Annotated in this window: 10 protein-coding genes; 7 read left to right on the top strand and 3 right to left on the bottom strand. The window is 69.9% G+C overall.

Annotation, left to right across the window (positions count from 1 at the left end; genetic code table 11):
* The 4 genes from K8U61_RS16875 to K8U61_RS16860 all read left to right on the top strand — a co-directional run.
* Positions 1 to 1,155, top strand: a 1,155-nt coding sequence (locus tag K8U61_RS16875) for a FumA C-terminus/TtdB family hydratase beta subunit (RefSeq protein ID WP_224124209.1), incomplete at its 5' end; no start/stop codon positions are given.
* Between the two features lie 48 nt (positions 1,156 to 1,203).
* Complete coding sequence (locus tag K8U61_RS16870) at positions 1,204 to 1,887, top strand: spermidine synthase (protein ID WP_224124208.1); 684 nt, start codon at positions 1,204 to 1,206, stop codon at positions 1,885 to 1,887.
* Positions 1,884 to 3,275 carry a class II fumarate hydratase gene (locus K8U61_RS16865; RefSeq protein ID WP_224124207.1) on the top strand — a complete coding sequence of 464 codons (1,392 nt, stop codon included), beginning with the start codon at positions 1,884 to 1,886 and terminating at the stop codon, positions 3,273 to 3,275. Before K8U61_RS16870 ends, K8U61_RS16865 begins: the two co-directional genes overlap by 4 nt.
* A 56-nt stretch (positions 3,276 to 3,331) precedes the next feature.
* A complete protein-coding gene (locus K8U61_RS16860) occupies positions 3,332 to 5,377 on the top strand; it encodes a hypothetical protein (protein ID WP_224124206.1) in 2,046 nt (681 codons plus the stop codon).
* A gap of 17 nt (positions 5,378 to 5,394) precedes the next feature.
* Here K8U61_RS16860 and K8U61_RS16855 read toward each other — a convergent pair whose 3' ends face one another.
* The 3 genes from K8U61_RS16855 to K8U61_RS16845 all read right to left on the bottom strand — a co-directional run bounded on the left by K8U61_RS16855 (position 5,395) and on the right by K8U61_RS16845 (position 8,988).
* The gene (locus K8U61_RS16855) at positions 5,395 to 6,042 is read right to left on the bottom strand and encodes an aggregation-promoting factor C-terminal-like domain-containing protein (protein ID WP_224124205.1); all 648 of its coding nucleotides are present in this window, start codon (positions 6,040 to 6,042) and stop codon (positions 5,395 to 5,397) included.
* Between the two features lie 396 nt (positions 6,043 to 6,438).
* Positions 6,439 to 7,719, bottom strand: coding sequence for an RNA 5'-3' helicase PhoH2 (phoH2, locus tag K8U61_RS16850; RefSeq protein ID WP_224124212.1), 1,281 nt, complete (start codon positions 7,717 to 7,719; stop codon positions 6,439 to 6,441).
* 492 nt (positions 7,720 to 8,211) lie between these two features.
* Positions 8,212 to 8,988, bottom strand: coding sequence for an isoprenyl transferase (locus tag K8U61_RS16845; RefSeq protein ID WP_224124204.1), 777 nt, complete (start codon positions 8,986 to 8,988; stop codon positions 8,212 to 8,214).
* A gap of 62 nt (positions 8,989 to 9,050) precedes the next feature.
* Here K8U61_RS16845 and trhA point away from each other — a divergent pair, with 62 nt between their 5' ends.
* From trhA to K8U61_RS16830, 3 genes are read left to right on the top strand one after another with little or no spacing between them, the layout of a single operon-like run.
* Positions 9,051 to 9,791, top strand: a complete 741-nt coding sequence (gene trhA / locus K8U61_RS16840; protein ID WP_224124203.1) for a PAQR family membrane homeostasis protein TrhA — start codon at positions 9,051 to 9,053, stop codon at positions 9,789 to 9,791.
* 44 nt (positions 9,792 to 9,835) lie between these two features.
* Positions 9,836 to 10,960, top strand: a complete 1,125-nt coding sequence (locus K8U61_RS16835) for a serine hydrolase domain-containing protein (RefSeq protein ID WP_224124202.1) — start codon at positions 9,836 to 9,838, stop codon at positions 10,958 to 10,960.
* Positions 10,957 to 12,291 carry a flavin-containing monooxygenase gene (locus K8U61_RS16830; RefSeq protein ID WP_224124201.1) on the top strand — a complete coding sequence of 445 codons (1,335 nt, stop codon included), beginning with the start codon at positions 10,957 to 10,959 and terminating at the stop codon, positions 12,289 to 12,291. The genes K8U61_RS16835 and K8U61_RS16830 overlap by 4 nt, the downstream gene beginning before the upstream one ends.
* The last annotated feature ends 97 nt before the right edge of the window (positions 12,292 to 12,388 follow it).

Genomic DNA, 12,388 nt, shown 5'->3' with positions numbered 1-12,388 from the left:
GGGAAGCCGGAGTACAAGTTCCTGTTCATGGCCAAGGGCGGCGGCTCGGCCAACAAGTCCTTCCTCTTCCAGGAGACCAAGGCGATCCTCAATCCTCAGCGCCTGCTGACCTTCCTCGACGAGAAGATCCGCTCGCTCGGCACGGCCGCGTGTCCGCCGTACCACCTGGCGGTCGTCATCGGCGGCACGTCGGCGGAGTTCGCGCTCAAGACCGCGAAGTACGCCTCGGCGCACTACCTCGACAACCTCCCGACCGAGGGCTCGATGAGCGCCCACGGCTTCCGCGACGTCGAGCTCGAGGAGGAGGTCTTCAAGCTCACCCAGTCCTTCGGCATCGGCGCGCAGTTCGGCGGCAAGTACTTCTGCCACGACGTGCGCGTGGTGCGGCTGCCGCGCCACGGCGCCTCGTGCCCGGTCGCGATCGCGGTCTCCTGCTCGGCCGACCGGCAGGCGCTCGGCAAGATCACCGCCGAGGGCGTCTTCCTCGAGCAGCTCGAGACCGACCCGGCGCAGTACATGCCCGACGCCGGCGTGGCCGAGGACATCTCCGGCGGCGAGGTCGTCTCCGTGGACCTCAACCGGCCGATGTCGGAGATCCTCGCCCAGCTCTCGCAGTACCCCGTGAAGACCCGCCTCTCCCTCACCGGCCCGCTCGTCGTCGCGCGCGACATCGCGCACGCGAAGATCCAGGAGCGCCTCGACGCCGGCGAGGAGATGCCGGCGTACCTCAAGGACCACCCGGTCTACTACGCCGGGCCCGCCAAGACCCCGGCCGGCATGGCGTCGGGGTCCTTCGGCCCCACCACCGCCGGCCGCATGGACTCCTACGTGAAGTCCTTCCAGGCTGCCGGCGGCTCGATGGTGATGCTCGCCAAGGGCAACCGCTCCAAGCAGGTCACCGAGGCGTGCGACGAGTACGGCGGCTTCTACCTCGGCTCGATCGGCGGCCCCGCGGCCCGGCTCGCCCAGGACTGCATCAAGAGCCAGGAGGTCATCGAGTACCCCGAGCTCGGCATGGAGGCGGTCTGGAAGATCGAGGTCGAGGACTTCCCCGCCTTCATCGTCGTCGACGACAAGGGCAACGACTTCTTCACCGACCCGTCCGGCACGGTCACCGTGCCCGTCACCGGGATCCGGGTCCGCTCGGCGGAGTGATCGCCCGCGGGCGACGCGAGGATCGGTCCGTTCCGTAGGGTCGGGCGCGTGGAGTACGTCGAGATCGCGCGCGCCGAGACCGAGCGGGGCGAGCTGGTGCTGCGCGAGCGGCGCCCCGAGAACGCCCCGACCGCGCTGGAGCTGCGCGCCAACGGCGTGTTCGTGATGGACACCGTCGAGGTGAGCACCGAGCGGGCACTCGCCCGGGCCGCGCTCGAGGTCGCCGACGACCCGCGGGCGGTCGTGGTGGGGGGACTCGGGCTCGGCTTCACCATGCACGAGGTGCTCGCGGACAGCCGCGTCGAGCGGTGCGCCGTGGTCGAGATCGAGCAGGCGCTGGTCGACTGGATGCGCGACGGCACGGTGCCGCAGGGCCCGGCCCTCCTCGCCGACGAGCGGGTCAGCGTCGTCGTGGCCGACATCGCGGTCGCGCTCGCCGAGGCGACGCCGGCGTCGTACGACCTGGTGCTGCTCGACGTCGACAACGGGCCCGGCTACCTCGTCCACGACGCCAACGCGGCGCTCTACCGCGAGCCGTTCCTCGAGTCGGCACGGCAGGCGCTGCGCACCGGCGGGGTCCTGGTGATCTGGTCCGCCGCCGAGGCGCCCGAGCTCGAGAAGGCGCTGCGTGCGGTGTTCGGCGACGCCGAGGCGCGGCCGTACGACGTCCTGCTCCAGGACCGGGACGAGCAGTACTGGCTCTACGTCGCGCGGGTAACGTCGGAGGCGTGAGCGACGACGAGGAGTTCCGGACCGAGCACGACAGCATGGGCGAGGTCCGGGTGCCCCGCGAGGCGCTCTGGCGGGCGCAGACCCAGCGTGCGGTCGAGAACTTCCCGATCAGCGGCACCCCGATCGAGCCGGCGCTGATCCACGCGATCGGCCGGGTCAAGCGCGCCGCCGCGACCGTCAACGCCGAGCTCGGCGTCCTCGACCCGGCGCAGGCGGACGCGATCGTCGCCGCCTCCTCCGAGGTCGTCGACGGTCAGCACGACGACGGCTTCCCGATCGACGTCTTCCAGACCGGGTCGGGCACCAGCTCCAACATGAACGCCAACGAGGTCATCGCGACCCTCGCCCAGCGGGCCGGGACCGACGTCCACCCCAACGACCACGTCAACGCCAGCCAGTCGAGCAACGACACCTTCCCGACCGCGATCCACGTCGCGGCCGCCCTCGCCGTCGCCGACGACCTGCTGCCGGCGCTCGACGTGCTGGCCTCGTCGTTCGAGCGCAAGGCGGAGGAGTTCGCCGGGCTGGTGAAGTCCGGCCGCACGCACCTGATGGACGCGACGCCGGTGATGCTCGGCCAGGAGCTCGGGGGCTACGCCGCGACGCTGCGGTACGCCGCCGAGCGGCTCGAGTCGGTGCTCCCCCGGGTCCGCGAGCTGCCGCTGGGCGGCACCGCCGTCGGCACCGGCATCAACACGCCGCCCGGCTTCGCCGAGCGGGTCATCGCCGTCCTCTCCGAGCAGGCGGGCCAGCCCTTCACCGAGGCCCGCAACCACTTCGAGGCCCAGGGCACCCGCGACTCGCTGGTCGAGCTGTCCGGCGTGCTCCGCACGATCGCGGTCGGGCTCACCAAGATCTGCAACGACCTGCGCTGGATGTCGTCGGGCCCGACCACCGGCCTCGCGGAGATCCACCTCCCCGACCTCCAGCCGGGGTCGAGCATCATGCCCGGCAAGGTCAACCCGGTGCTGCCCGAGGCCACGCTCATGGTCTGCTTCCAGGTGATCGGCAACGACGCCGCCGTCGCGGCCGCCGGCGCCAGCGGCGCCTTCGAGCTCAACGTCGCGATGCCGGTGATGGCGCGCAACGTGCTCGAGTCGGTCCGGCTGCTCGCGGCGTCCTCGCGCCTGCTCGCGACCCGGTGCGTCGACGGCATCACCGCGAACGCCGACCGGATGCGGCAGTACGCCGAGTCCTCGCCCTCGGTCGTCACCCCGCTCAACAAGTACCTCGGCTACGAGGCCGCGGCGAAGGTCGCCAAGCAGGCCCTCGCCGACGGCGCGACGATCCGCGAGACCGTGCTCGCGATGGGCTACGTCGAGCGCGGCGAGCTCACCGAGGAGCAGCTGGACGAGGCGCTCGACGTGGAGTCGATGACGCACCCCTGACCCGTCGGGCCATGCGCGAGGAAGCGGATTACTGCCCGGACTAGACGTCCGGAGCCATGGCAACCAGGGTCGGCACGCCAACGATCGGGCTGCGGCCGTTTCACTCGTCGGAGCAGGCGCCGAGAGTTAAGGTCCGCGCCATGGCGAATAGGTCGGTGGCCGCAAGTGACGAGCGAACTGCGTCCAACTCGTATCAGATGTCTCTGCGCGTGGGCGCTGGCGCCACAGATCCGATTGCGGTTGCCCAGTCACAGTTCGCGGCGTGGCTTCGAGTGCAGAAGGATGGCTGGGATCCGACGCTCGACAAAAGCGGCTATCAGCAACAGACGGGTCACGATCGGGACCTTCTGACCCTGCACCACGAGTCCTCTGCTGGACGCGAGTTCCGGGCTCGACTTGTCGAGGCGACACCGCTTGGCGATTGGCGTTCGCAGTTGACCGTCAGAGTGCCGGCCGAAGGGGACGCCTGGGTCGCCCTCCAAGTAGGCAACAGTCAGGGCCGCTGGACCGCGGTGCCACGCCTTGCGACATATCTTCTGGACGCGCTGCCACTGACGGACGGCGACACGTTGATGTCGAGCGACACTCAGACGGTCGGACCCACGGGGATCGAAGAGTTTTTAGACCAGTTGTGCGACCCCGACCGCAGAGGCCTGTTCTTCGTCGCCGGGACTAGTCATGGGTCGATCGACTTCGCGGCCTTTCGCCATCAAGTATCCCGCTGGGCGCGGCAGGTACGGGGCCTAGCTCAGGTGGCTGTGCTGTCCCCCGAAGCCACTACTCAACTATCGTCTGCACTCGGCCTTCCCCACGCGGTCGCACCGTGGACGCTCCGCACCTACCTCCCCGAGGTCGACCCTGCCGTCCGAGGGGACGCACTCCGGCACAAGTTTCTGACGACGGAGCGCCTTGCAAGGGAACCCGATCAAGTCATCCAACAACTGCTTGGCAGGATTGCCCGTCGACACGCCTTCCTCCGGCCTCCGCCTGACGGCTGGACACAGACTGATCGGACCTTCCGTCGGCTGGAGGACCGCACGCTAGTTGAGTCAATCGCTGCGTTCGTTCCCGATGGATCACAAGCATCTCCCGGGCTCGGTGAGAATCGCGCAGGGAGCGAGCTCGAGCCCACCAGCGCGGTCACTGAAGTCACGCCCACTCCGCCCCGCACACCAAGGGAGCAGGCGCCGGACGTCGAGGCCAGTGCCCCGCGGGAGCCTCTCCCCGCCGAGCTTGAGCTGACAGCCGCCCTTCTGGAGCTTGCGCAACTCAAGTCGAAACTCGATCACGTGACGTCTGCCCTCGGCCTTGCTGGCTTGGATGGCGAGTCGATCTCGCAGTTGGCTGCCAAGACAGCGCAAGCGGATGCCGTGGCGCAACGCGTCAAGCAGATCGAGCTACAGCTCGCAGATCGAGGCGAGCAGATCGCCGAGCTTGAAGACCGTTTGTCCCTGCTGAACCTTGCATATGAAGAATCGCAAATCGACGAGCGTGTGGCGGCCTCTGACGCGAGCAAGCTAGAGGACGAGAATCGTTGGCTACGCTCGAGGCTTGAAGCTGCGGGCGACTACGACGGGGCGTTCGCGGTCGTTCCCGAAGAGGCTTACCGGACAACGCCCGAGAACTGGGCAGAGCTCCTGGACAGGCTGCCCGAACTAGAGAATGCCGGCGTCGTCTTTACTGGAGACGAGAACGAACTCTTGGCGCTCGACTCGGTCGATACCGTCGGAAAGATTGCTTCAGTGGCTTGGCAGGCTCTCCTGGCCTTGGCTGATTACGTGCGAGCCCGGAACGACGGCAAATGCGGCACTAACGTCCGGCAGTACCTCCGCGAGACACCAAACGGGTACCAGTCAATGCCGAAGAAGAAGTATGCCGAGGGGGAGACAAGCGTGACGATGCAGCAGTGGGGAGACTTGCGTGACTTCCCGGTGCCCGTCACGGTGGATCCCTCAGGGTCGGCGCGCATGGAGGCACATTTCAAACTGGGACACCTTGGGATGGTGTCCCCGCGGATGTACTACCTCGACGACTACAGCGGAAGCGGCAGGGTCTACGTCGGCTACATCGGCGCCCACCTGAAGAACACCATGACGAACTGAGCCAGTCGTCCAACGAGTCAGTACCAGCCGTACGACTCGGAGTGCGACCAGGCGCCGCAGGGGCTGCCGTAGCGGTCCTGGATGTAGCCCAGGCCCCACTCGATCTGGGTCGCCGGGTTGGTGGCCCAGTCGGCACCGGCGCTGGCCATCTTGGAGCCGGGGAGCGCCTGCGGGATGCCGAAGGCGCCGGAGGAGGCGTTCTGCGCGGCGGGGTTCCAGCCGCTCTCGCGGGTCCAGAGGGAGTCGAGGCAGCCGAACTGGTCGGAGGAGAAGCCGAACTGCGGCATCAGTGCCTGCGCGATGTCGCGGGGGTCGCCGTCGGAGAGCTCGACCGAGCGGGTCACGGCCGGGCCGGTACCGGCCGAGAGCGCCGCCTTCTTGGCCGGGTCGGCGTCGCCGCGGCGGTCGAACGAGCGCGTGGCGACCGGAGCCCGGTCGGTGTCGCTGTCGCCCGCGTGCCCGGCGAGCGTGGCGCCTGTGGCGGAGCCGAGGTCGTCGGCGACCGTCGGCACGCCGGTCGGTTGCCCGAGCACGCCTCCGGAGACCGCCACGCCGGTCGCGGCGACCGCGACCGAGGACATGACGACCGCCTTCTTGATCGCCGTACGCGCGGGGCGCTCGGCGACATGACGGTGCTTCGGGGTGTACTTGGCGTGCTTCGACAAGGGCTCAGGACTCGGGGTAGACGACTCGGGGCATCGTTCGAGGTGGTGCTCGGTGGTGCTCGGGGTGTTTCGGGACCTGCGCGGAACTAGGGCCGCTGGATACATCGCTGGGCAGCAAGGTCACGAAAAGATCACGGGCCACCCTGCCTGACGACATCGGCGCACGCAAACCGAACCCGCGGATTCGACCCCGATTTTGAGGAAAGATCGCGTCACGTGCGTCCCGTGAGTCACACCCTCCACTCGAGTGTGGGGGGGTGGCCCGGCGCCCCCGGGCACCCCCCCCCCTGTGCGCGCCGTCCAACCCCCCCCCCGTGGGGGGGGGGGGGGCCCCCCGCCCCCCCGGCCCCCCCCCCCACACCTCCGCCGCGGGCGGGACTGCTTGGTCGGCGGCCGTCAGAGCGTGACGTCCTCCAGCATCTCGGTGACCAGGGCTGCGATCGGGGAGCGCTCCGAGCGGGTCAGCGTGACGTGCGCGAAGAGCGGGTGGCCCTTGAGCTTCTCCACGACCGCGACGACGCCGTCGTGGCGGCCGACCCGCAGGTTGTCGCGCTGGGCGACGTCGTGGGTGAGCACGACCTTGGAGTTGGCGCCGATCCGGGAGAGCACGGTGAGCAGCACGTTGCGCTCCAGCGACTGGGCCTCGTCGACGATCACGAACGCGTCGTGCAGCGAGCGGCCGCGGATGTGGGTCAGCGGCAGCACCTCGAGCATGCCGCGGTCGAGGACCTCCTCGATCACGTCGCGCGAGGTCATCGCGCCGAGGGTGTCGAAGACGGCCTGCGCCCACGGCGACATCTTCTCCGACTCCGAGCCGGGCAGGTAGCCGAGCTCCTGGCCGCCGACCGCGAAGAGCGGGCGGAAGACCACGACCTTCTTGTGCTGCCGGCGCTCCATGACGGCCTCGAGCCCGGCGCACAGCGCCATCGCCGACTTGCCGGTGCCGGCGCGGCCGCCGAGGGACACGATCCCGACCTCGGGGTCGAGCAGCATCTCGAGCGCGATCCGCTGCTCCGCGGAGCGGCCGTGGATGCCGAAGGCCTCCCGGTCGCCGCGGACCAGGTGCACGCGCTTGTCGGCGCCGACCCGCCCGAGCGCCGTACCCCGGTCGGAGAGCAGCACCAGACCCTGGTGGCAGGGCAGGTCACGGGCGACGTCGAGATCGATCACGCCGTCGTCGTACAGCTCGTCGAGGTCGGCGGCGGTCACGTCGATCTCCGCCATCCCGGAGTAGCCGGTGTCGGAGTCGCTGATCGCCTCGGCGCGGTACTCCTCGGCGTCGAGGCCGACCGCGGAGGCCTTGATCCGCAGCGGCAGGTCCTTGGAGACGAGCGTGACGTCGTGGCCCTCGTTGGCGAGGTTGCGCGCGACGGCGAGGATGCGGGTGTCGTTGTCACCCAGCCGGAAGCCCGACGGCAGCGACTCGGGGTCGGTGTGGTTGAGCTCGACCCGGACCGTGCCGCCCTCGTCGCCGACCGGCACCGGGGCGTCGAGCCGGCCGTGGGTGACCCGCAGCTCGTCGAGCATCCGCAGCGCCGTCCGCGCGAAGAAGCCCAGCTCGGGGTGGTGCCGCTTGCCCTCCAGCTCCGTGATCACCACCACGGGCAGCACGACCTCGTGCTCGGCGAACCGGCGCAGCGCGCCGGGATCGGCCAGCAGCACGCTCGTGTCGAGCACGTAGGTGCGGACGCTCGGCGCTTTGGCGCGGGTCCGCGTGCGGGTGGTGGAGGAGGAGCGCTGGGTCTTCGGAGCCTGGGTCGGCACGGTGACACCCCTTCACAAGGCCGGGCGGGCACTCCGCGTCCGGCCCTCAGTTCACACTGATGGACCGGATCGAGCCCGAGCGCCGGAGTGCCGGCTCCCGGTCGCGCGCCAGCAGGGCCTCTCCCCCAGCTGGTGCGTGGTGCAGTCGTGAATGCTCACGAACGGGCCTCCCGGTACGGCGAGCTTCCCCACTCGCCGATGTCTGGAACGTACGCCGCGAATCTGGTGGATTCGGGCGACACGCCCGAACGTGTGGGTGAACGTCACGTGCACGAAATACGGACGGCTCGCGGCGGCTCTGACGGCCGCGCCGAGCCGGGGTCGTCGGCCGAAACCCGCCCGCCACGCCGTGGATCACCGGAGCGTCGAGCGGGTTTCCCCGGGCAGCCGGGGAAACCCGCCGGCTCACGCCCCGTAGCGGCGCTCCCGCATCGCGTACGCACGGATGGCGCGGAGGAAGTCGACCCGGCGGAACTCGGGCCAGTAGGCCTCGCAGAAGTAGAACTCCGACTTCGCCGACTGCCAGAGCAGGAAGCCGCCGAGCCGCTGCTCGCCGGAGGTGCGGATGACCAGGTCGGGGTCGGGCTGCCCCTTGGTGTAGAGGTGCTCGGCGATGTGCTCGACGTCGAGGACGGTGGCCAGCTCCTCCATCGAGGTGCCCTGCGCGGCGGCCTCCTGGAGCAGTGACCGGACGGCGTCGGCGATCTCGCGGCGGCCGCCGTAGGGCACCGCGACGTTGACGAGCATGCCCTCGACGTCGCGGGTGCGCTCCTCGGCGAGCTTGAGCCGGGCCGCGATGTGGTCGGGCAGCAGGTCGAGCGCACCCACCGGGTGGATCCGCCACCGCCGCGCGTCGGCGAGCGAGTCGACCGCCTCGGCGATGATCTGCAGCAGCGGCTCGAGCTCGCTGACCGGCCGCTCGGACAGGTTGTCGGTCGAGAGCAGCCACAGGGTGACCACCTCGATGCCGACCTCGTCGCACCAGCCGAGCAGCGGCTCGATGTTGGCGGCGCCGGCGCGGTGGCCGTGCGCGGTGTCGCGGCCGACGGCCTTGGCCCAGCGCCGGTTGCCGTCGAGCATCACCCCCACGTGCTTGGGGATGTCGTCGGGCATGCGCCGCAGGACCCTCGCCTCGTACGCCGGGTAGAGGACCCGTCGTACTCCCCGCTTCCAGTCGGCCACATCACGATGGTAGCCGCGGGGTTCGGCGGTTTCCCTGACCGACCGCCGGGTAGCCTGACGCCATGAACCAGGCCATGAACGACGCGGTGCGCACGGGGCTCGACCAGCTCCACGACGCCGTCGCCGACCTCAAGGCCAAGAAGGACGAGATCAAGCCGAAGCTGCGCGGGTGGCTGCACCTGGCGACCGCGCCGCTCACGCTGGCCGCCGGCATCGTGCTGATCTGCCTCTCGCCGAACACCACCACCCGGATCGGCTCGGCGCTCTTCACCGGCTCGGCGCTAATCCTCTTCACCGTGTCGGCGATCTACCACACCGGCACCTGGTCACCGCGGGTGTGGGCGTTCCTGCGCCGCTTCGACCACTCCAACATCTTCCTGCTGATCGCCGGCTCCTACACGCCGTTCAGCCTCCTCCTGCTGCACGGCACCCAGCAGGTGGTCCTGCTGGCCACCGTGTGGACCGGTGCGATCCTGGGCGTCGGCTTCCGGGTCTTCTGGACCGACGCGCCGCGCTGGCTCTACGTGCCGATCTACATCGCCCTCGGGTGGGCGGCGATCTTCTTCATCCCGTCCTTCTTCGACGGCGCCACCCGGCTAGGCCTCGGGATCGGCATCGCCACCTTCACCATGATCGTCGTGGGCGGCGCGCTCTACACGTTCGGTGGCGTGGTCTACGGCTTCAAGCGGCCCAACCCGTGGCCGCGCTGGTTCGGGTTCCACGAGGTCTTCCACACCTTCACGATCCTGGCGTTCGTGTCGCACTACGTCGGCGTCTCGATGGCGACCTACGCACTGCGCTGACGCGCGACCTAGAACCTGTTCTCATTTCTGCCTAGGGTGCTGGCATGCCCGGCACCCACCACCCGTCGTACCAACCCCTCGCGGACCTCTTCGAGGCCTGCCTGACCGACGGCACCGAGGCCGGCGCCTCCGTCGCGGTCGTCCACGACGGCGAGCTGGTCGTCGACCTGTGGGGCGGCGAGGCGCGCCCCGGGGTGCCGTGGGCCGAGGACACCGTCGTGCAGGTCTGGTCGGTCACCAAGACGATGGCGGCGCTCACCACGCTCGTGCTGGCCGACCGCGGCGTGCTCGACCTGGACGCGCCGGTCTCGTCGTACTGGCCGGACTTCGCCCGCGACGACGTGCTCGTGCGGCACCTGCTCGCGCACACCTCGGGGTACGCCGGGTGGACCGCGACGCTCGACGTTCCCGGCCTCCTGGACCTGGAGAGGTCCGAGCGGATGCTGGCCGAGCAGGAGCCGTGGTGGGAGCCCGGGACCGCGTCGGGCTACCACATGGTCGACTACGGCCACCTCCTCGACGGCCTCGTGCGGGGCGCCACCGGCGTCCCGCTGTCCGAGCACTTCCGCACCCTGGTCGCCGAGCCGCTCGGCGCCGACTTCCACCTCGGTGTCCCCGAGGAGGTGCTCGGTCGCTGCGCCGACCTGATCCCACCCCCACCCGGCGGCATCGACGTCAGCGCGCTGCCCGAGGGCAACCTGCTGGTGCCGACGCTGGTCAACCCGTTCCTCGACCCGGCGATCTGGAACACGCCCGGGTGGCGCCGGGTCTCGGTCGCCGGCGCCAACGGCCACGGCAACGCCCGCTCGATCGCCCGCGCCCAGTCGGTCGTCTCCCACGGCGGCGAGGTCGGCGGCGTGCGCCTCCTCTCCCCGGCCACGATCGACCGGATCTTCGAGGTCCAGGCGGAGGGCGTCGACAAGGTCCTGCTCCTGCCGGTGCGCTGGGGCATCGGCTACGGCCTCCCGCACCCGAGCTCCGCGCCGGCCGTCCCCGACGGCCGTGTCTGCTGGTGGACGGGGTACGGCGGCGCCATCGTCGTCAACGACCTCGACCGCCGCGTCACCGTCGCCTACGCACCCAACCGTCTGGAGAACCACATGACGTCCAGCCCCCGCACCGACGCCTACGTGCGCACCGCGTTCGCGTGCCTGGAGGCCGGAGCGTGAGCGGGCCCGTGAAGGTCTGCATCATCGGCGCCGGCTGCTCGGGCTTCACCACGGCCAAGCGCCTGAAGGACCACGGCATCGACTACGACCAGTTCGAGCTGTCCGACGACGTGGGCGGCAACTGGTACTTCCGCAACCCCAACGGCCGCTCGTCGGTCTACGAGTCGCTGCACATCGACACCTCGACCTCGCGGCTGGAGTTCGAGGACTACCCCGCGCCCGCGGACTTCCCGCACTTCCCGCACCACACCCTGATCCACCAGTACTTCCGCGACTACGTCGACCACTTCGGCCTGCGCGACAAGATCACCTTCAACACCGGCGTCGAGCGCGCGCGTCGTACCGAGGCGGGCGGCTGGGAGGTCACCCTCAGCACCGGCGAGACCCGCACCTACACCGACCTCGTCGTCGCGAACGGCCACCACTGGAAGCCGCGGCTGCCCGACTACCCGGGCGAGTTCGACGGCGTCCTGATGCACAGCCACTCCTACGTCTCGCCGTTCGAGCCCATCGAGATGCGCGGCAAGCGGGTGATCGTCGTCGGCATGGGCAACTCCGCGATGGACATCGCGAGCGAGCTGTCCGCGCCGTGGATGGCCGAGACGCTCTACGTCTCGGCCCGACGCGGCGTCTGGGTGCTGCCGAAGTACCGCAACGGCCAGCCCGCCGACAAGGTGATGGCGCCGCCGGACATCCCCAAGGAGCAGGCGCTCGCCGCGTCGCGGGCGCTGATCCGCGAGCTCGTCGGCAGCATGACGACCTACGGCCTGCCCGAGCCGGACCACGAGCCGCTGGCGGCCCACCCGTCGGTGAGCGCCGACTTCCTCACCAAGGCCGGCTCCGGCGACATCCACATGCTGCCGGCGATCGAACGGCTCGACGGCCGCACCGTCCACCTCGCCGACGGGTCGAGCGTCGAGGCCGACGTCATCGTGTGCGCGACCGGCTACGACATGAGCTTCCCCTTCTTCGAGGACGACGAGGCCGACCTGCACCCGGACGCCGAGCACCGCTACCCGCTCTTCAAGCGGATGATCAAGCCGGGCGTCGACCACCTCTTCTACGCCGGACTCGCGCAGTCGTCCCCGACGATCGTCAACCTCGCCGAGCAGCAGTCCAAGCTGCTCGCGAAGCTGCTCGTCGGCCAGTACGCGCTGCCGTCCGTCGCGGAGCAGGAGGAGATCATGAGGGCCGACGAGGCGGCCCACCTCGCGCAGTACTACAGCGCCCCGCGGCACACCATCCAGATCGACTTCGGGCGCTACTGCGTCGACCTGTACGCCGAGATCGCGGCCGGTGAGGAGCGGGCTCGCGTGGCAGCGGCGGGCTAGACCTGAGGATTTTTACCTTCGTCCTCCTCATGTGATCCGGGGTACAGACCGATCGGCTCCCGTGACATGGAGCCGCGCGCAGTGGGGTGTGTGGCTA

Source organism: Nocardioides mangrovi (genome assembly GCF_020073815.1).
GTDB classification, from domain to species: Bacteria; Actinomycetota; Actinomycetes; order Propionibacteriales; family Nocardioidaceae; genus Nocardioides; species Nocardioides mangrovi.
This window is presented reverse-complemented; position numbering and strand designations above follow the sequence as displayed.

What these genes read in the sequence shown, in the direction of transcription:
- trhA (WP_224124203.1), top strand. Translation starts at nt 9,051, where the DNA reads ATGAACCAGGCCATGAACGACGCGGTGCGCACGGGGCTCGACCAGCTC.
- K8U61_RS16835 (WP_224124202.1), top strand. Translation starts at nt 9,836, where the DNA reads ATGCCCGGCACCCACCACCCGTCGTACCAACCCCTCGCGGACCTCTTC.
- K8U61_RS16860 (WP_224124206.1), top strand. Translation starts at nt 3,332, where the DNA reads ATGGCAACCAGGGTCGGCACGCCAACGATCGGGCTGCGGCCGTTTCAC.